We start from the raw sequence: 16,499 nt of genomic DNA on the forward strand, positions 1-16,499 counted from the left end.
GCGTACGCTCAAGGGGACGAGCCGAAGCGGCGCAGGATGCGCTCGCACAGCATCGCGGCGCCGGCTCCGGCCGCCGCGCCGGCCGTCTTGATGATGGCATCATGCGGCCTGCCGTGGCGGGTCGCTTCCAGGGTCTGCAGCCATTCGAGTCCGAGCGCGATCGCGATGATGGCGCCCAGCACGATGAGGCGCCGGCGCGGATAGGCGAAGCCCAGCGATGCGCTCGCCGTGAAATACGCCAGGAAGCGCTCGCCATCCGGTCGGATGCCGGCAACATGCGGTCGCAATTCGATGGGAGACAACGTCGCGAAGACGATCGCTCCGACAGCGGCCCAGCCCAGGATCAAGGCTGCGCGGCGAAGTTTTTCAAGCAATATGGCCAAGGCGGCAGCCCGATGGTCGACGCAGGTGCGAGATGTGGCCCGTCATGGTTGCGGCGTGGCCACGTCGGCGCAGGGTAGACGGCGCTGCCTTGCCCGAGAATAGCGATTTGTCCCCCTCGGCGGGTTTCTCCCCGTCGGAAGCATCAAATCGTGAAGGTTCCAACGCGGATTGGATGCATGGCGCCATTCGGGCCGGCCTTGGGCAGCTATTCCGTGCCCGCGGATTGAGTGGGATTCTCAGGCTGGATACCGCGCTGAGCCGCAGTTCGACCGCTCGGGCGCCCCCAGGGCGGCGATTGGCACGCGGGATGCTCGATCCGTATCGAAGTAACCTCGGATGGCGATTGATATGGGCTGGATCCCCGCTATGTGCCTAGAGAAAAAGGAGCGCCCTCCTTCCGCCGGACGTCACCGGCCGGGTTTGCGACGCCACCGCCGCAGGCGGCTCGCATTGCTGCTTGTTCTGGTTGCGCAGCCGCTTTCGCAAGCTGCCCGGGCCACCGACTGGCGCTATTGCTATGCGGGATCCGATGCCGACCGGCGCTTCTATGCATCCCAGCCGTTCGCCACCTCGAAACCGTTGGAGGCGATCGAACGGCAATGGTTCCTCTGGCTCGGGCGCCAGGGGATCAGGTTCGAAACGACGGCGTGCCCCCGCGGAAGCGATCGTACTGCGATCGAGGATTCGATGAGATCGGCGGCTCGCTACAATCAAGGGTTCGGCAAACGAACGGTTGATCTCGATTGGACGCCCGAAACGTGAGGAGCGGCGGGCGAACGAAAGCATGAGCCGATCGGCGCCGGTCGCTCGAAGGATATCGGCTGCGCACTCCTCCTGGCATGCGATCCCACCAGTGCCCAGCGAGACCTTTCCGGGTCTTGTGGGTGGCTCTTGGCTCGGACCGCGCGGCTGGGTCGACTCGGGGCGAGACCCATTCCGATGGCCGCGGAGCGGCCATCGTCGCTCTGCCGGCTCAGGCGGCCTCGGCGACAACCAGTCCCAGCTCGACCAGAATGGCGCGCGGGCACAGGCAACCCGCCTCGTTGGGGGCCGGTCCCCAGGCGCCCTGCCATTCGAGATGGCCCTGCTGCCAGGCCTCGACGATGGCCCGCCACTGCTTGCGCAGGTCGGAGGATTTTCGACGGCGAACCGAGCCGCTGTTCCGCTTCGCCATGTCAGTCTCTCAATTCTGCTGCGGCGCATCAATGATTGTGCAACGCAGCATAATATGGGGATGACCGGGCCGGCGGCTACCCTTGTTTCGACAGGGCGAGCATGCGTGCGGAAGCATGGCAGGAACGCAATCGATCCCCACACGCGGGCTGCCCCTGATCGAGGGCGGCTGGTGGCGTTGGTCGACGACGTCATCTCCAGCGGCGCATCGAAGGCTGTTTCGCGAAACCGCTGCTCGAACGGGGGCGGATGGCCTCCGGTCCGGCCAGGCGCAATGACGCGAGGTTCCGTTGCGATCAGCGCGCCCTAGATCTCGATCTCGACGCCGACCTCGACGACCTGGGTGGCGGGAATATGGAAATGCGCGGCGGAACGCTCGGCGTTGCGCTGCATGAAGGCGAACAGATGTTCGCGCCAGACCGCCATGCCCTCGATCTCCTCGCGCGGGATGATCGTCTCGCGGCCGATATAATAGGAGAGCTCGTTGAGCTGCACGCCGGGCAGCATGCCGCGCTCGACGCCGCAGCGCAGCCCGTCGGGAAAGCGTGGCGTCTCCATGAAGCCGAAATGCAGGATCACCCGCGTCATACCCGGCGCCAGCTCGACGAGCTCCATGCGCTGATCGTCCGGGACGCGCGGCACCTCCTCCGGTTTGCCTGTGACGAGGAAGATCTGCTCGTGCAGCGCGTGATTGTGGCGCACGAAATGCGAGAGCGAGAGCGGAACGCCGCGCGCCGCCGAGGCGAGGAAGGCGGCCGTGCCCGGCAGGCGCATCGGCGGCTTCGTCGCCAGCATGGACAGGAAGTCCTTCTCGGATTCGCGTTGGCGATTGCGCGCCGCCTCCACCAGGGCGAGGCCGCGCCGCCAGGTCAGCATGATGACGGTCAGCACCAGCGCCATCAGCAGCGGATACCAGCCGCCATCCGCCAGCTTCACGAGATTGGCGGAAAAGAAGATCAGGTCGATCAGCAGGAAGAAGCCGTTCACCGCCAGCACCGCCGGCAGGCTGTAACCCCATTTCAGCGCGATCAGCGCGGCGAGGCAGGTGGTGATCGCCATCAGCAGCGAGACGGCCACGCCATAGGCGCCGGCCAGCGCATCGGAGGAGCGGAACATGAAGACCGAGATCAGGGTCGCCGCGCAGAGCATCCAGTTGACGATCGGGATGTAGATCTGCCCCTTCTGGTCGTCGGCGGTATGCGTGACATGGACCGAGGGGAACAGGCCGAGCTGCATCGCCTGCTGGGTGAGCGAGAAGGCGCCGGTGATGACCGACTGCGCGGCGATCACGGCGGCGGCGGTGGCGAAGACGATCAGCGGGTAATGCGCCCAGCCCGGGGCGAGCTGGTAAAACGGGTTGTCGACGGCGCCGGGATCGGTCAGGAGCAGCCCGCCCTGGCCGAAATAGTTCAGCATCAGGCCTGGCAATACGATGCTGAACCAGGCCAGGCGGATCGGCTGCGGGCCGAAATGGCCCATGTCGGCATACATCGCCTCGCCGCCGGTGACGGCGAGAAATGTGGCGCCGAGCACGACGAAGCCGACGAGCGGCGAGGTATGCGTGATGAAGTAGAGGGCGGCGAAGGGATTGATCGCGGCGAGGATGCCGGGCGCCATCAGGATGCCCCTGATGCCCAACAGCGCGAGCGCGATGAACCAGAGCAGCATGATCGGCCCGAAGAGCTGGCCGATGAAGCGCGTGCCTTTCCGTTGAACGAGGAAGATGCCGAGGAGGATCACGGTGGTGATCGGCACCACGGCCGGAGCCAGGATCGGCGCGTCGAGCTTGAGCCCTTCCACGGCCGAGAGCACCGTGATCGCCGGGGTGATCGCGCCGTCGCCATAGAGCAGGGCGGCGCCGACGAGCCCGAGCACCAGAATGTACGCGCGCGGCGTTCCCGGTTTGGCGTGGCGGGCCTTGAGCAGGGCGATCATCGCCATGATGCCGCCTTCGCCGCGGTTGCCGGCGCGCATGATCAAAAGCGCGTATTTGATCGAGATGACGAGGATCAACGCCCACAGGATCATCGAGACGCAGCCGATGACGGCTCGCGGATCCAGCGCGCCGTGGCCGCTCGCCGCGCGGACCGCTTCCTTCAGCGCATAGAGCGGGCTCGTGCCGATATCACCATAGACGACGCCGAGCGCGCCCAGCATGGCGAGGCCGACCGGGGAGCGAGGTCCGTGATGAGCTTGTGGCCCATCATGGGTCTCGATGGCTGCTACCTTGGACAAAGGCCGCCCCCCTTTTCTTCTCTTGGTTACTCTCGGGGTAAGCCATGAACGGTGCCGGCCGCAAGTGCTTCCGGAGAGGCCGGTCCGGTGCTCCAGCCGCCGCCGGATTTCAGAAGCTGGGCGAGCCGCGCCACATCGGCCTCGACATGGGCCGGTACGACGCGCGCGATGCCGAAAACCAGCCCCGGCCGCGCCGGCCCGAGATGGAAGCGCGACATCGGCTGCATCGCGAAGCCATTCGCCAGCAGGCGTTGGGCGATCGCCCCGTCGTCGACATCCGGGTCGCGGAACCAGGTCGCCAGCTGGAGCCCGCCGGCGGCCCCTTCCCCGATTTGCAATATGTCACTGCAATGGCGCTGGAGCGCCGCGACGCTCGCCGCCATTCGCGCGGCGTAGAGCGACTTCATCTTCCGGACATAGCCGCGCAGGCGGCCGTCCCGCATGAAATCGGCCAGGGCTGCCTGGATATGGATCGGCACGACGGCACCCTGTAGCTGCAAGGCGGCCGAGACCTTTTCCAGCAGCCGCGGCGGGACGATCGCATAGGCGACGCGCACTCCGGGAGCGAAGATCTTGGAGAAGGTGCCGAGATAGGCGACGAGGCCGTTGCGGTCGATGCCCTGCAATGCCGCGATCGGTCGCGAGCCGTATTGAAACTCGCTGTCGTAATCGTCCTCGATCACCACAGCGCCATGCGCTTGCGCGACGTCCAGCAAGGCGAGCCGCCGTTGCAGGCTCATGGTCGCGCCCGTCGGATATTGATGCGAGGGCGTCACATAGATCAGCCGGGGCGGGGGGCCTGCTGCCCTTGCGACATCGACCCCGGCCTCGTCACCGGGCACCGGCACGATGCTGGCACCGGCGGCGCGCAGCAGCGCCTGTGCCGTGGGATAGCCCGGCTCCTCCATCCAGGCGACATTGCTCCTGGCGTCCCCGGACCGCATCAGCACATGAAACATGAGGTTGATGGCGGCGCGAGTCGAGGGCACGACCATCACCTGCTCCGGTCGCGCAAAGATGCCCCGCGTCTTGGCGACATGGTCGAGGATCGCCTCTCGCAACGCCGGCAGGCCATCCGCTTCGCCATAGCCGAGGTCGTGGATGCGCAGCGAACGTGCGCGCGCGCCCAGATAGCGCGCCCAGCTCGCATGCGGGAAATCGGCGAGATCGGGAATGCCGGGCGCGAAGAGCCTCGCAGGCTCGGGCGGATCGGGCGGTTTGGCTGGGCTAGCCATAGGCTCGGGCGCGTGTGGGAGCAGCCCCGTGCCGATCGCGGCGACACGCGTGGCCGAACCTGCCTGCGCCAGCAGGTAGCCGTCGGCCTTCAGGCGCTCATAGGCCTGGATCACGGTCGAGCGGGCGATGCCGAGCGCCGTTGCCAGATGGCGCGAGGACGGCAGGCGTTGCCCGGCCGGCATCGTGCCGTCGAGGATGCGGTCCCGGAAGCCGCGATAGAGCTGTCCTTCCAGGTCGCCGGCCGTCCGGTCCAGCGGCTGCCAGGCGAAGGTCCTTGCCGGGATCGTCATATCGCGAACTGGTTTGGTCAGATTGAAAGAAGTGGCAGTGTACATCACACCGCTGAACCGGCCAACGATGGGCGGCTGCGGCTTTAGCCGCATCTGCAACCACGTATGGCATCAGGGCATCGTCATGGACCTGTCGGACTGGAAGGGTGTTCCGCGCCCCGGGCGGATCGTGCTGGAAGGGCGTTATGCGCGGCTCGAACCGCTCGATCCGGTGAAGCACGGCGAGGACCTGCTCGCCTCGGCCCGCGAGCCCGGCGCCGATGATCGCTTCCGCTATCTGTTCGAGGAGGCGCCCGCCGACAGGGCGGCGCTGAATACCTGGCTCGATAAAGCCGCGACCTCCGCCGACCCGCTCTTCTTCGCCGTCATCGACAAGCGCACCGGCCGGGCTGAGGGCCGGCAGGCGCTGATGCGGATCGATGCGGTGCACGGCGTCATCGAGATCGGCAACATCCTGTGGGGCCCGGCGATCGCGCGCAGCCGTGTCGCGACGGAGGCGCTCTACCTCTTCGCGCACTACGCCTTCGATACGCTGGGCTATCGGCGCTTCGAATGGAAATGCAACAATCACAACGAGCCATCGAAGCGCGCGGCGCAGCGCTTCGGCTTCACGTTCGAGGGCGTCTTCCGCCAGCACATGGTGCAAAAGGGCAAGAACCGCGACACTGCCTGGTTCGCGATGGTCGATGCCGACTGGCCGCGCCTGAAAGCCGGTTACGACGCCTGGCTCGCGCCCGGGAATTTCGACGAAAATGGCCAGCAGCGCGCCCGGCTCGATTTTGCCTGATGGATGATGACAGCCTTGCGCAGGGCCGCAGCTGCGCTTCCGGTGAAGAAGCTCAGGCCTTGTCGCGTCGGAGCTCGGAGAGGGTGTACCAGACGACCGCCGCGAAGATCACCGCGCCACCGACGATGGTCGCAAGGGGCGGTGGCTCCGCGAAGAGGAGCCAGACCCAGACGGGCGTCATGACGACTTCGGTCGTGCCGATCAAGGCCGATTCCGCCGGCGGCAGGTGCCGCGCGCCGATGATGAAGAGCACCAGCGCGATCGAGAAATTGGTCGCTCCGAAGGCCGCCAGCACGACGAGGTTGTGGGCGTCGAGCGAGCTCCAGGAGCCGAACGGCGCGAAGAGCAGGAAGGTGAGCACCGCGCTGATGAAGATCGGCGGCATCGCCGGCAGGTCCGGATCCAGCCGCGGGATGACGATGACGAAGGCGAATGTCACCGTCATCAGCAGGGCGAGCAGGTCGCCGATGATGCGCCCCGCGCCCAGCGAGGCCGAGATGATGATCCCGACGCCGACGAGGCAGGCGAGCCCCGCCACCATCGTCCGCAGGACGATGCGCTCCTTGAGGAGCAGCCAGCCGAGAACGGCGGCGATGAAAGGGGCGGTCGCGTAGATCACCGCGACATTGGCGACGCTGGTCGTGTAATAGGCGCCGATGAAGGCGGCCTGGCTGATCGTCTGGAACGCGATCAGCGCCAGCCCGGTCGGCCCGAACGCCTTTTTCCAGCCTTGGCGCGTCCCGGCGCCGCCGAAGATCGTCATCGGCACGATCAGGAAGATCGCGGCGAACAGCGCTCGCCAGGCGATGGCGGTCAGGGCATCCGTCGTCAGCAGGCGCGCATAGATGCCGCTGGCGCTCCAGGCAACGGTCGCGGCGAAGACGAGCAGGACGCCACGGGAATGGGCGGTCGGGGAAGACGTTCTGGTGGTCAAAGTCACACGCGCAGCAAGGATTGGGCAGCACTGCTCGCATATCGAGTTTCCTCGCGGAACATCGCCCCGCGAATAGCGATATGTTGGCAGGAACATGCCGGCCCTCTCGCGTGGGCGACTTCGCGTGGGCGAAGGGGCGCCCCTGCGCCCAGCGCCGGCCAGACCGCTTGCGCCGGTCAATTCCGGCATCCTAGGATCGCGGCATTGGGCTTGCAGTGACGCTGCCTTTGCAGCTTTTCCATCTCCTCGGGCGAGGGATCACGGCATGAAGCGTCGGACGTTTCTGGGTGTTGCTGCGGGTGCTGCGGTCTCCGCTGTGGCCAAGCCTGCTGTCGCGCAGCGGGCGAAGGTGCTGAAATTCATCCCGGAATCGGATGTCGCGATCATCGACCCGGTCTGGACGACCGCGACGGTCACGCGCAATCACGGCTATCTCGTCTTCGACACGCTCTACGGCCAGAACGCCAATTACGGTTTCGAGCCGCAGATGGTCGCCGGCCATACGATCGAGGATGACGGCAAGCTCTGGCGATTGACGTTGCGCGAAGGCCTGCGCTTCCACGATGGCGAACCGGTCCGGGCGCAGGACGTGGTGCCGAGCATTCGCCGCTTCTCGGCCCGCGATGCCTTCGGCCGCGCCCTGATGGATGTGACGGACGAACTCTCGGTCGAATCCGACCGTGTCGTAAAATTCCGGTTGAAGCGTCCCTTCCCGTTGCTGCCGGCGGCGCTCGGCAAGACCGGCACCTCGATGCCCTGCATCATGCCGGAGCGCTTCGCCGTCACCGACCCCAACAAGCAGGTCACCGAGATGATCGGCAGCGGGCCGTTCCGCTTCAAGGCCGATGAACGGATTCCCGGCGCGCTGACAGTCTATGAGCGCTTCGACGGCTATGTTCCGCGCGCCGACGGCTCCGCCACCTTCACCGCCGGCCCGAAGCACGTCCATTTCGACCGGATCGAGTGGCGCATCATTCCCGACCCGCAGACGGCGGCGAACGCGCTCGCCAATGGCGAGGTCGACTGGTGGCAGAACCCGACGCCCGATCTTCAGGGCACGCTGAGGGGCAAGCCCGGCCTCAAGCTGGAGGTGCTGGACCCGGCCGGCGGCATCGGCTGCCTGCGCTTCAACACGCTGCATCCGCCCTTCGACAATCCGGCCATCCGCCGGGCGCTGCTCGGCGCCATCGACCAGAGCGAATGCATGACGGCGGTCGCCGGCGACGAGCGCTCGCTCTGGAAGGACCATGTCGGCGTCTTCAGCCCGGACACGCCGATGGCGACGACGGCGGGCACCGAGGTCCTCGTCGGCAAGCGCGATTTCGCTGCCGTCAAGCGCGCCCTGGAAGCCGCCGGCTACAAGGGCGAGCGCGTCGTGCTGCTCGACCCGACCGACTATCCCTCGACCCATGCGCTCGCGGCCGTGGCGGCCGACGCCTTGCAGAAATCTGGCGTGAATGTCGAATTGGTCTCGACCGACTGGGGCACGGTCGTCCAGCGCCGTGCGAGCCGCCAGCCGATCGACAAGGGCGGCTGGAGCATCTTCTTCACCTATCTGAATGGCACCAATAATTTCGATCCGGCGAGCCAGCTCGGCATCCGCGGCAATGGCGATCAGGCCTGGTTCGGCTGGCCGAAATCCCCGCGCCTCGAAGAGCTTAGGCTCGACTGGTTCGCCGCCAGGGATCTCGCGACGCAGAAGGCGATCTGCGCCGAGATCCAGAAGCAGTTCTTCATCGACGTGCCCTATATCCCGCTCGGCGCCTATTACGAAAAGACGGCCTATCGCGGGATATCGGGCATGCGTATCGGTTTCGCTCAGTTCTACGACGTCAGGCCGCTGTGACACATTCCAAGCTTCGTATCGCCGTTCTCCAGTTCGCTCATGAGACGGTGACATTCCTCCCCAACGACACGACGCGGGAGGACTTCATCTATCCGGGCTCTCCGGCTTCCGGCGAGGACCTGCTCGCCACCGACCCGAAGGGCTATATGGGCGGCTTCGTGCAGGTCATCAGCGAATTCGAGGATGTCGAGCTCGTCGGCATCACCTCTCCGCTCTGGCCGCGTACCGGGACGGGCTCGGGCTGGGTCACCGAGGATGCCTACGAGCATTTCATGGGCATCATGATCGCAGAGCTGAAGGCGCAGCCGCAGCTCGAGGGCGTCTATCTCGCGCTTCATGGCGCGCTCGCGGTGCGCGGGGTGCCAAAGCCGGAAGCCGATATCGCCCGGCGCGTCCGCGAGGTTGTCGGCGACAAGGTCTTCATCACCGCGACCTTCGATCCGCATGGCAACGAGGACGAGGCCTTCCTCGAACAGGCCGACATGGCGTTCTGCGTGAAGTACTTCCCGCATTACGACATGCATCTGCAGGGCGAGCGCGCGGCGCGCATGCTGGTCCGGGCGATCCGCGGCAGCTTCAAGCCGGTGCATCGCACCCTTCGCATTCCGATCATCGCGCCGACCGTGGTGATGTGGACCGGCGCCTCGCCCTGGTCCGACCTCATCCAGCGCGCGCTGATCTGGGAGGCGCGCGAGCCCGACGTCTTCATCAACGTCTTCTTCGGCTTTCCCTGGTCCGACGTTCCCGATGCCGGCATGTCGCTGCAGGTGCTGACCAACAATGATCCGGCCCTCGCAGAGCGCGTCATCCGCGATATGGCGGAATGGATCTGGCGGCGGCGCCAGGCGCTGCTGGACACCGTCAGGATCTACAAGACGAAGGAGGCGGTCGACGAGGCCCGCGCAGCGGTGGCGGAAGGCAAGGGCCCTGTCCTGCTCGCCGATTACAGCGACCGCTCGGGCTATGCGACCTGGCTCCTCCAGGAGATCATCGCGCAGAAGCTCGAACGCACGCTGGTCGCGACGATCGCCTCTCCCGAGGCGGTGCGTTCCGTCATCGAGTCCGGCGCCAAGCCGGGCGATGCCTTCGACGGGGAAATCGGCGGCCTCTTCGATGAATCGGCGGGAGCGCCGATCCGCATCTCGGGAACGCTGCGCTCCGTGGGGCCGGCGACGACCGCGCGCGGCAACGGCAAGGACTGGATCTGCGTCGAATTCGGCAAGGGCAACCTGCTGGTTCTCAGCCCCTATCTCGTCCAGATCGTCGAGCCTTCGGAACTCTGGCAGCTCGGGCTCGAACCGAAGGATTTCGATGTGATCGCGATCAAGTCGCGCGTCCATTTCCGCCGTGGCTTCGACGATAGCGGCTTCACGCCCACCATCCTGCTGGTCGAGCCGCCCGAGCCTTTCATGGGCACCGTCCATCTCGACGCGCTGCCTTACGAGAACCTCGCCTTGAAGGACTATTATCCCTATGGCAGCCCGCGCTTTTCGCCGGAGGGCTGAGCCCACCGTCGCATGCGGGAGGCCCAATATGCGACCGCTCCGTGAAAATCCTCATCGATCTTCGTGAGGAGCTGATCCAGTTTCATGGCGTCTGGAGCGTCGGACTGGAAGACCGTTCCATCGCTTCCGCGGTAGCCGTCGCACTTCAGATCGCCCTTGGGGTCAGACGGCATCGATGCTCACCGCCCGCAGCGCGGCCTCGACCGGGATGCGCTCCTCCGGGAAGAACACCTCGCCGCCCTCGTTCATCACGCGCGTCACGGCATCCTCGACGCAGCGCAGCGGTTCGATCGGCGTGACGTTCCAGTCGGAATGCAGCGAGATCCGTAGATTCGCGGCGAGCGTCGAGGCGCACGGATCATCGAGACGGGAGCTACGCTGACCACTATCGCCGGCGATCTCGTACGGCCTGCAAATCCCTACAGTTCCGATGCTTTGCGCTTCGGAATCTCGGCCTGTTCAGGCGCAGTTGGCGTTGTCCAAACCATTTTTCGAAAGGCGTCCGGGGTCATTCCCTCAGCTGCCCTGAACACGCGGATGAGATGGGGCAGGTCGCAGAAGCCGGTATCCGCCGCAACCTGGGTCGCCGATCGCCTTGTCGTCCTTAGCAGATGCTTCGCCTGTTCGACCCGGATCAGCCGGTCGGCTTCGAGCGGCGTCATGGCCAGGGCCTCGCGGAAATGCCGTTCGAGTTTGCGCCGGCTCACCTCAAGCAAAGTGACCACCCGCGCTACGGAAAGCGGCGCGTCGATCGATTGCTGCATCAGGAGCAGAGCCTTTCGCACCAATGGATCATCGGCAACGAGTGCTAGCGGCATGCCCGGTTGAGGCTCCTCGGCCGCCATCGCCTCGTCGATGATCATGATGTGCAGGCTCTTCGCCGCACGGGCGCGTCCGAGATGGCGCTCTACAATGAAGGCGGCGAGATGGGCGGAGGAGACACCGCCCGAACAGGTCAGCCGGTCGCGATCGACCACGAAGATCTGGTCCGAGACCGGCTTGAGCCTGTCGAACCTTTCGAGGAAATCCGCGTGGTGGAACCAGCTGACGCAGGCGCGGTAGCCCTGCATCAGGTCGGCCCGGTGCAGGATGAAGGTGCCTGTGCAGACGCCGACCAGCGGGACGCCTGCCGCCGCGGCCTGCTTGAGGAAGTCGACCGTGTCCGGGTGCAGGTTCTCGATCTCGTCGACCAGACCACCGACGACCACGAGATAGTCGAACCGTGCGGGGTCGCCGAGGCGTTCCTCCGGCTGGACGGTCACGCCGCAGCTCGAGGCGATCGCTTCCATCGTCGGCGACAGGACACGCCAGGCGCACAGGATGGGGCGTGACCGGTCGCCTTCGTCCGCCGACAGGCGCAGCACGTCGACGAAGTTCGCGAAGGCGCAGAGTGTGAACCGACGCGCCAGGATGAAACCCACTCTGAGCTTCGCCATGCAACCTCCGTGGCGTCAACATACAGCACATCTGCCGGATTCATACAGCACTCGATTACAGGAATCCGGCATGCATAGCCGGAAGAGTTCGGGAGGCCGGGATGACGCACTTCTCTTTCGCCCAGGTCATCAAGGGCGCGCTGAGCGGCCAGAAGAATTGGACGCCCCAGTGGCCGGACGCTGAGCCCAAGGCCGCCTATGACGTGATCATCGTCGGCGCCGGCGGGCACGGCCTCGGCGCGGCCTATTACCTGGCGAAGGAGCATGGGATCACCAATGTCGCGGTGATCGACAAGGGCTGGCTCGGCGGCGGCAATACCGGCCGCAACACCACGATCATCCGCTCGAACTATCTCTACGACGAGAGCGCGCGCCTCTACGACCACGCCCTCGATCTCTGGGAGAATCTCTCCCAGGACCTGAACTACAACGTCATGTACTCCAAGCGCGGCGTGATGATGCTGGCGCACAACGTCCATGATGTGCAGTCCTTCCAGCGCCACGTCCATTCGAACCGCCTGAACGGCGTCGACAACCAATGGCTGACGGCGCAGGAGGCGCAGCGCTTCTGCCCGCCGCTCGATATATCGCCTTCGGCGCGCTATCCGGTCGTCGGCGCGGCCCTGCAGCGCCGCGCCGGCACCGCACGGCACGACGCCGTCGCCTGGGGCTATGCCCGCGGCGCGGCGGCGCGGGGCATCGACATCATCCAGAACTGCCCGGTGACCGCGATCCGCCGCGGCCCGGACGGGCGGGTCATCGGCGTCGAGACGCCGAAGGGCTTCATCGCTGCGAAGAAGGTCGCGGTCTCCGCCGCCGGCCACACCTCGGTCGTGATGGAGACCGCCGGCGTACGCCTGCCGCTCGAATCCTACCCGCTGCAGGCGCTGGTCTCCGAGCCGGTGAAGCCGATCTTCCCCTGCGTCGTGATGTCGAATTCGGTGCACGCCTATATCAGCCAGTCCGACAAGGGCGAGCTCGTCATCGGCTCCGGCACCGACCAGTATGTCAGCTATTCACAGCGCGGCGGCCTGCCGCTGATCGAACACACGCTGGCGTCGATCTGCGAGATCTTCCCGATCTTCCGGCGCATGCGGATGCTGCGCAAATGGGGCGGCATCGTCGACGTGACGCCGGATCGCTCGCCGATCATCGGGCTGACGCCGGTCCCTGGCCTCTATGTCAACTGCGGCTGGGGCACCGGCGGGTTCAAGGCGACGCCGGGCTCGGCGCATGTCTTCGCGCACACCATCGCCCGCAATCAGCCGCACGCGATCAACGCCCCGTTCACGCTCGAACGCTTCACCACCGGCCGGCTGATCGACGAAGCGGCCGCCGCCGCTGTCGCGCACTGAGGTCCCGCCATGCTGCTGATCCGTTGCCCCTATTGCGAGCAGGACCTGCCCGAGCTCGAATTCGCCTATGCCGGCGAAGCCCATATCGCCCGGCCGCAGGACCCGTCGCAGCTCACCGATGAGGAATGGCGCGACTTCCTCTTCATCCGCTCGAACCCGCGCGGCGTCCATTTCGAGCGTTGGCGCCACGTCAACGGCTGCGCCCGCTTCTTCAACGCGGCGCGCGAGACCGTCTCCGACCGCTTCCTCTGCACCTACAAGGCGGGCGAGGCCCGTCGTGACATCTCCGCTCTGACGGGAGGCGCCGAATGACCAGTTACCGCCTTGCGAACCGCGGCCGCGTCGATCACCGCAAGCCCGTCCGCTTCACCTTCGACGGCAAGCGCTATCAGGGGCTCGCCGGCGATACCCTCGCCTCGGCGTTGCTCGCCAATGGCGTCCACCTCATGGGCCGTTCCTTCAAGTACCATCGCCCCCGCGGCGTGGTCTCCGCCGGTTCCGACGAGCCGAATGCGCTGATGGGCACAAGCCGCGGCCTCGGCCGCTTCGAGCCGAACACCCGCGCGACGATCCAGGAACTCCGCGACGGTCTCGAAGCGACCAGCCAGAACCGCTGGCCCTCGCTCGCCTTCGATGTCGGGTCCATCAATGACCGGATGGGCTCGCTGTTCTCGGCCGGCTTCTACTACAAGACCTTCATGTGGCCCCGAGCCTTCTGGGACCGCGTCTACGAGCCGGTCATCCGCAATGCCGCCGGCCTCGGCATCTCCCCGACCGAGCCCGACGCCGATCGCTACGCCAGCCGCTTCGCCCATACCGACGTGCTCGTCATCGGCGCAGGTCCCGCCGGCCTTGCCGCGGCGCTCGCCGCCAGCCGTTCCGGCGCCTCCGTCATGCTCGTCGACGAGACGGCAGAGCCCGGTGGCAGCCTCCTCTCCGAGCCCTCGGTGACGATCGAGGGCAAGCTGGCCTGGGACTGGCTGTCCGCCACCCTCGCCGAGCTGGCCGCGCTGCCGAACGTCACCATCATGACCCGGACGACGGCGATCGGCTACTACCACCAGAACCTCGTCGGCCTGGCGCAGCGCCTGACCGACCACCTCGCGACACCGCCCGCCGATGCCCCGCGCGAGCGGATGTGGAAGGTCCGCGCCGGCCAGGTCGTGCTCGCCCAGGGCGCGCTTGAGAAACCCCTTGCCTTCGACGGCAACGACCGCCCCGGCGTGATGCTGGCCGGTGCCGCCCAGACCTATCTGCATCGCTACGGCGTCAAGGTCGGCGATCGGCCGGCCATCGTCACCACCCACGACTCGGCCTGGTTCGCGGCCTTCGATCTCGCGGAGGCCGGCGCCAAGCCCGCCGTCATCGTCGACATCCGCGCGAGCGTCGATCCGGTCCTCACGGTCCGTGCGCGTTCCGTCGGTATCGAGGTTCTGCTCGGCCACAGCGTCACCGGCACCTCGGGCCGCCTGCGGGTGAAGTCGCTGCGCGTCAGCCGGCTGGAGAAAGGCGGCGCGGGCACCGCCCGCAAGATCGCCTGCGACTCCGTGCTCATGTGCGGCGGCTGGACTCCCAGCCTGCATCTCTTCAGCCATACCAAGGGCAGCCTCACCTGGGACATCGAGCTCAAGGCGTTCCTGCCGGGCAAGAAGACCGAAGCCGTCCACATCGCGGGCGCTGGCCGCGGCCTCTGGGGCATCGCCGCCGTGCTCGACGACGGCGCCAATGCGGGCACCGAGGCCGCCCGCGCCGCCGGCCGGAACGTGACGGCGCAGAGCTATGCCGTCACCGTCGACCGCACCGGCTCCGGCGTCACGGTCAAGGAGCTCCCGACCGACCGCGATCCGGCCGCCGCCAAGGCGTTCATCGATTTCCAGAACGACGTCACCGCCAAGGACATCCGCCTTGCGGTCCGCGAAGGCATGCGCTCGATCGAGCACGTCAAGCGCTACACCACCAACGGCATGGCGACCGACCAGGGCAAGATGTCGAACATCAATGGCCTGATGATCGCTGCCGACGCCCTCGGCAAACAGCCGCCGCAGGTCGGCCTCACCACCTTCCGCCCGCCTTACACGCCGACCACCTTCGGCACCTTCGCCGGCTACCACCAGGACGCGACCTTCGAGGCCACGCGCAAGACGCCAATCGACCCCTGGGCCCAGGCGCATGGCGCCGCCTTTGAGCCTGTCGCCCTCTGGCGCCGCGCCTGGTACTTCCCGAAGGCGGGCGAAGACATGCACGCCGCCGTCGCCCGTGAGTGCCGCGCGGCCCGCAGCTCTGTCGGCATTTTCGATGCCTCGACGCTCGGTAAGATCGAGGTCGTCGGGCCGGACGCCGTCACCTTCATGGAGCGCATGTATACGAATCCCTGGGCGAAGCTCGGGGTCGGGCGCTGCCGCTACGGCCTGCTGCTCGGCGAGGACGGCTTCATCCGCGACGACGGCGTCATCGGCCGCCTGGCGCAGGACCGCTTCCACGTTACCACCACCACCGGTGGCGCCGCCCGCGTCCTCAACATGATGGAGGACTACCTCCAGACCGAATGGCCCGACCTCAAGGTGTGGCTCACCTCGACCACCGAACAATGGGCCGTCATCGCCCTGCAGGGTCCGAACGCGCGCAAGCTGATCGAGCCCTTCGTCGAGGGACTCGACATCTCCGAGGCCGCCTTCCCGCATATGTCGGCCGCAACCTGCACCGTCGCCGGCTTCCGGGCCCGGCTGTTCCGGGTGTCCTTCACTGGTGAGCTCGGCTTCGAAATCAACGTGCCCGCCCGCCATGGCCGCGCCCTTTGGGAGAAGCTCTGGCAGGCCGGCCAGTCCTACGGCATCACCCCCTACGGCACCGAGACCATGCATGTGCTGCGGGCCGAAAAGGGCTACATCATCGTCGGCCAGGATACCGATGGCACGCTGACGCCGGATGATGCCGGCCTGAACTGGGCGATCGGCAAGGCCAAGCCCGACTTCGTCGGCAAGCGCTCGCTCTCGCGCCCCGACATGGTGGCGAGGGGCCGCAAGCAGCTCGTCGGCCTTTTGACCGACGATCCGAAGGTCGTGCTGCAGGAAGGCGCCCAGATCGTCGCCGACCCGAACGAGCCCAAGCCAATGACCATGCTCGGCCATGTGACGTCCTCCTATTGGAGCGAGGCGCTCGGCCGCTCGATCGCGATGGCGGTGGTCGCCGATGGCCGCGCCCGCGACGGAGAGACGCTGCACATTCCCATGCCGGACCGGACGATCACCGCCCGTGTGGTCAAGAGCACCGTCTTCTACGATCCCGAAGGCACCCGCCTCAGCGCATAAGAGGAAACGC

13 protein-coding genes and 1 pseudogene are annotated in these 16,499 nt (G+C 66.6%); 7 read left to right on the top strand and 7 right to left on the bottom strand.

Features of this window, described 5'->3' with window-relative positions; translation table 11 throughout:
• Positions 1-8 precede the first annotated feature (8 nt).
• The gene (locus Q0Q02_RS16020; RefSeq protein ID WP_293810748.1) at positions 9-347 is read right to left on the bottom strand and encodes a hypothetical protein; all 339 of its coding nucleotides are present in this window, start codon (positions 345-347) and stop codon (positions 9-11) included.
• A gap of 373 nt (positions 348-720) precedes the next feature.
• On the opposite strand from Q0Q02_RS16020, the gene Q0Q02_RS16025 reads away from it, so the two are divergent.
• Positions 721-1,146 carry a hypothetical protein gene (locus Q0Q02_RS16025; RefSeq protein ID WP_293810749.1) on the top strand — a complete coding sequence of 142 codons (426 nt, stop codon included), beginning with the start codon at positions 721-723 and terminating at the stop codon, positions 1,144-1,146.
• 211 nt (positions 1,147-1,357) lie between these two features.
• Here Q0Q02_RS16025 and Q0Q02_RS16030 read toward each other — a convergent pair whose 3' ends face one another.
• From Q0Q02_RS16030 to Q0Q02_RS16040, 3 genes are all read right to left on the bottom strand, one after another.
• Positions 1,358-1,558, bottom strand: coding sequence for a hypothetical protein (locus Q0Q02_RS16030; RefSeq protein ID WP_293810750.1), 201 nt, complete (start codon positions 1,556-1,558; stop codon positions 1,358-1,360).
• A gap of 305 nt (positions 1,559-1,863) precedes the next feature.
• On the bottom strand, positions 1,864-3,714 hold the full coding sequence (locus Q0Q02_RS16035; RefSeq protein ID WP_293810774.1) for a KUP/HAK/KT family potassium transporter: 1,851 nt from the start codon (positions 3,712-3,714) through the stop codon (positions 1,864-1,866).
• Positions 3,715-3,818: 104 nt separating this feature from the next.
• Positions 3,819-5,318 (bottom strand): PLP-dependent aminotransferase family protein, encoded by a 1,500-nt coding sequence (locus Q0Q02_RS16040; RefSeq protein WP_293810751.1) that lies wholly within the window; start codon positions 5,316-5,318, stop codon positions 3,819-3,821.
• Positions 5,319-5,442: 124 nt separating this feature from the next.
• Between Q0Q02_RS16040 and Q0Q02_RS16045 the strand changes: the two genes are divergently transcribed.
• The gene (locus tag Q0Q02_RS16045) at positions 5,443-6,105 is read left to right on the top strand and encodes a GNAT family protein (protein ID WP_293810775.1); all 663 of its coding nucleotides are present in this window, start codon (positions 5,443-5,445) and stop codon (positions 6,103-6,105) included.
• Positions 6,106-6,157: 52 nt separating this feature from the next.
• Here Q0Q02_RS16045 and Q0Q02_RS16050 read toward each other — a convergent pair whose 3' ends face one another.
• The gene (locus tag Q0Q02_RS16050; protein WP_293810752.1) at positions 6,158-7,045 is read right to left on the bottom strand and encodes a DMT family transporter; all 888 of its coding nucleotides are present in this window, start codon (positions 7,043-7,045) and stop codon (positions 6,158-6,160) included.
• A 259-nt stretch (positions 7,046-7,304) separates the two neighbouring features.
• Here Q0Q02_RS16050 and Q0Q02_RS16055 point away from each other — a divergent pair, with 259 nt between their 5' ends.
• Positions 7,305-8,885, top strand: coding sequence for an ABC transporter substrate-binding protein (locus tag Q0Q02_RS16055; protein ID WP_293810753.1), 1,581 nt, complete (start codon positions 7,305-7,307; stop codon positions 8,883-8,885).
• A complete protein-coding gene (locus Q0Q02_RS16060) occupies positions 8,882-10,390 on the top strand; it encodes a M81 family metallopeptidase (RefSeq protein WP_293810754.1) in 1,509 nt (502 codons plus the stop codon). Before Q0Q02_RS16055 ends, Q0Q02_RS16060 begins: the two co-directional genes overlap by 4 nt.
• Positions 10,391-10,558: 168 nt before the next feature.
• On the opposite strand, the pseudogene Q0Q02_RS16065 reads toward Q0Q02_RS16060, so the two are convergent.
• Both Q0Q02_RS16065 and Q0Q02_RS16070 read right to left on the bottom strand, forming a co-directional pair.
• A pseudogene (locus Q0Q02_RS16065) lies at positions 10,559-10,762 on the bottom strand (amidohydrolase family protein); the annotation flags it as partial.
• Positions 10,763-10,809: 47 nt separating this feature from the next.
• Positions 10,810-11,826 (bottom strand): GlxA family transcriptional regulator, encoded by a 1,017-nt coding sequence (locus tag Q0Q02_RS16070; RefSeq protein ID WP_293810755.1) that lies wholly within the window; start codon positions 11,824-11,826, stop codon positions 10,810-10,812.
• 101 nt (positions 11,827-11,927) lie between these two features.
• Between Q0Q02_RS16070 and Q0Q02_RS16075 the strand changes: the two genes are divergently transcribed.
• From Q0Q02_RS16075 to Q0Q02_RS16085, 3 genes are read left to right on the top strand one after another with little or no spacing between them, the layout of a single operon-like run.
• Positions 11,928-13,181, top strand: coding sequence for a sarcosine oxidase subunit beta family protein (locus Q0Q02_RS16075; protein WP_293810756.1), 1,254 nt, complete (start codon positions 11,928-11,930; stop codon positions 13,179-13,181).
• A gap of 9 nt (positions 13,182-13,190) precedes the next feature.
• Complete coding sequence (locus Q0Q02_RS16080) at positions 13,191-13,493, top strand: sarcosine oxidase subunit delta (protein WP_293810757.1); 303 nt, start codon at positions 13,191-13,193, stop codon at positions 13,491-13,493.
• Entirely contained in the window at positions 13,490-16,489 is a 3,000-nt protein-coding gene (locus Q0Q02_RS16085; protein WP_293810758.1) for a sarcosine oxidase subunit alpha, read from the top strand. Before Q0Q02_RS16080 ends, Q0Q02_RS16085 begins: the two co-directional genes overlap by 4 nt.
• Positions 16,490-16,499 lie beyond the last annotated feature (10 nt).

The organism is uncultured Allobosea sp., from assembly GCF_945956895.1.
Classification (GTDB): domain Bacteria; phylum Pseudomonadota; class Alphaproteobacteria; order Rhizobiales; family Beijerinckiaceae; genus Allobosea.

What these genes read in the sequence shown, in the direction of transcription:
- Q0Q02_RS16025 (WP_293810749.1), top strand. Translation starts at nt 721, where the DNA reads ATGGCGATTGATATGGGCTGGATCCCCGCTATGTGCCTAGAGAAAAAG.
- Q0Q02_RS16030 (WP_293810750.1), bottom strand. Translation starts at nt 1,558, where the DNA reads ATGGCGAAGCGGAACAGCGGCTCGGTTCGCCGTCGAAAATCCTCCGAC.
- Q0Q02_RS16035 (WP_293810774.1), bottom strand. Translation starts at nt 3,714, where the DNA reads ATGCTGGGCGCGCTCGGCGTCGTCTATGGTGATATCGGCACGAGCCCG.
- Q0Q02_RS16040 (WP_293810751.1), bottom strand. Translation starts at nt 5,318, where the DNA reads ATGACGATCCCGGCAAGGACCTTCGCCTGGCAGCCGCTGGACCGGACG.
- Q0Q02_RS16045 (WP_293810775.1), top strand. Translation starts at nt 5,443, where the DNA reads ATGGACCTGTCGGACTGGAAGGGTGTTCCGCGCCCCGGGCGGATCGTG.
- Q0Q02_RS16055 (WP_293810753.1), top strand. Translation starts at nt 7,305, where the DNA reads ATGAAGCGTCGGACGTTTCTGGGTGTTGCTGCGGGTGCTGCGGTCTCC.
- Q0Q02_RS16070 (WP_293810755.1), bottom strand. Translation starts at nt 11,826, where the DNA reads ATGGCGAAGCTCAGAGTGGGTTTCATCCTGGCGCGTCGGTTCACACTC.
- Q0Q02_RS16075 (WP_293810756.1), top strand. Translation starts at nt 11,928, where the DNA reads ATGACGCACTTCTCTTTCGCCCAGGTCATCAAGGGCGCGCTGAGCGGC.
- Q0Q02_RS16080 (WP_293810757.1), top strand. Translation starts at nt 13,191, where the DNA reads ATGCTGCTGATCCGTTGCCCCTATTGCGAGCAGGACCTGCCCGAGCTC.
- Q0Q02_RS16085 (WP_293810758.1), top strand. Translation starts at nt 13,490, where the DNA reads ATGACCAGTTACCGCCTTGCGAACCGCGGCCGCGTCGATCACCGCAAG.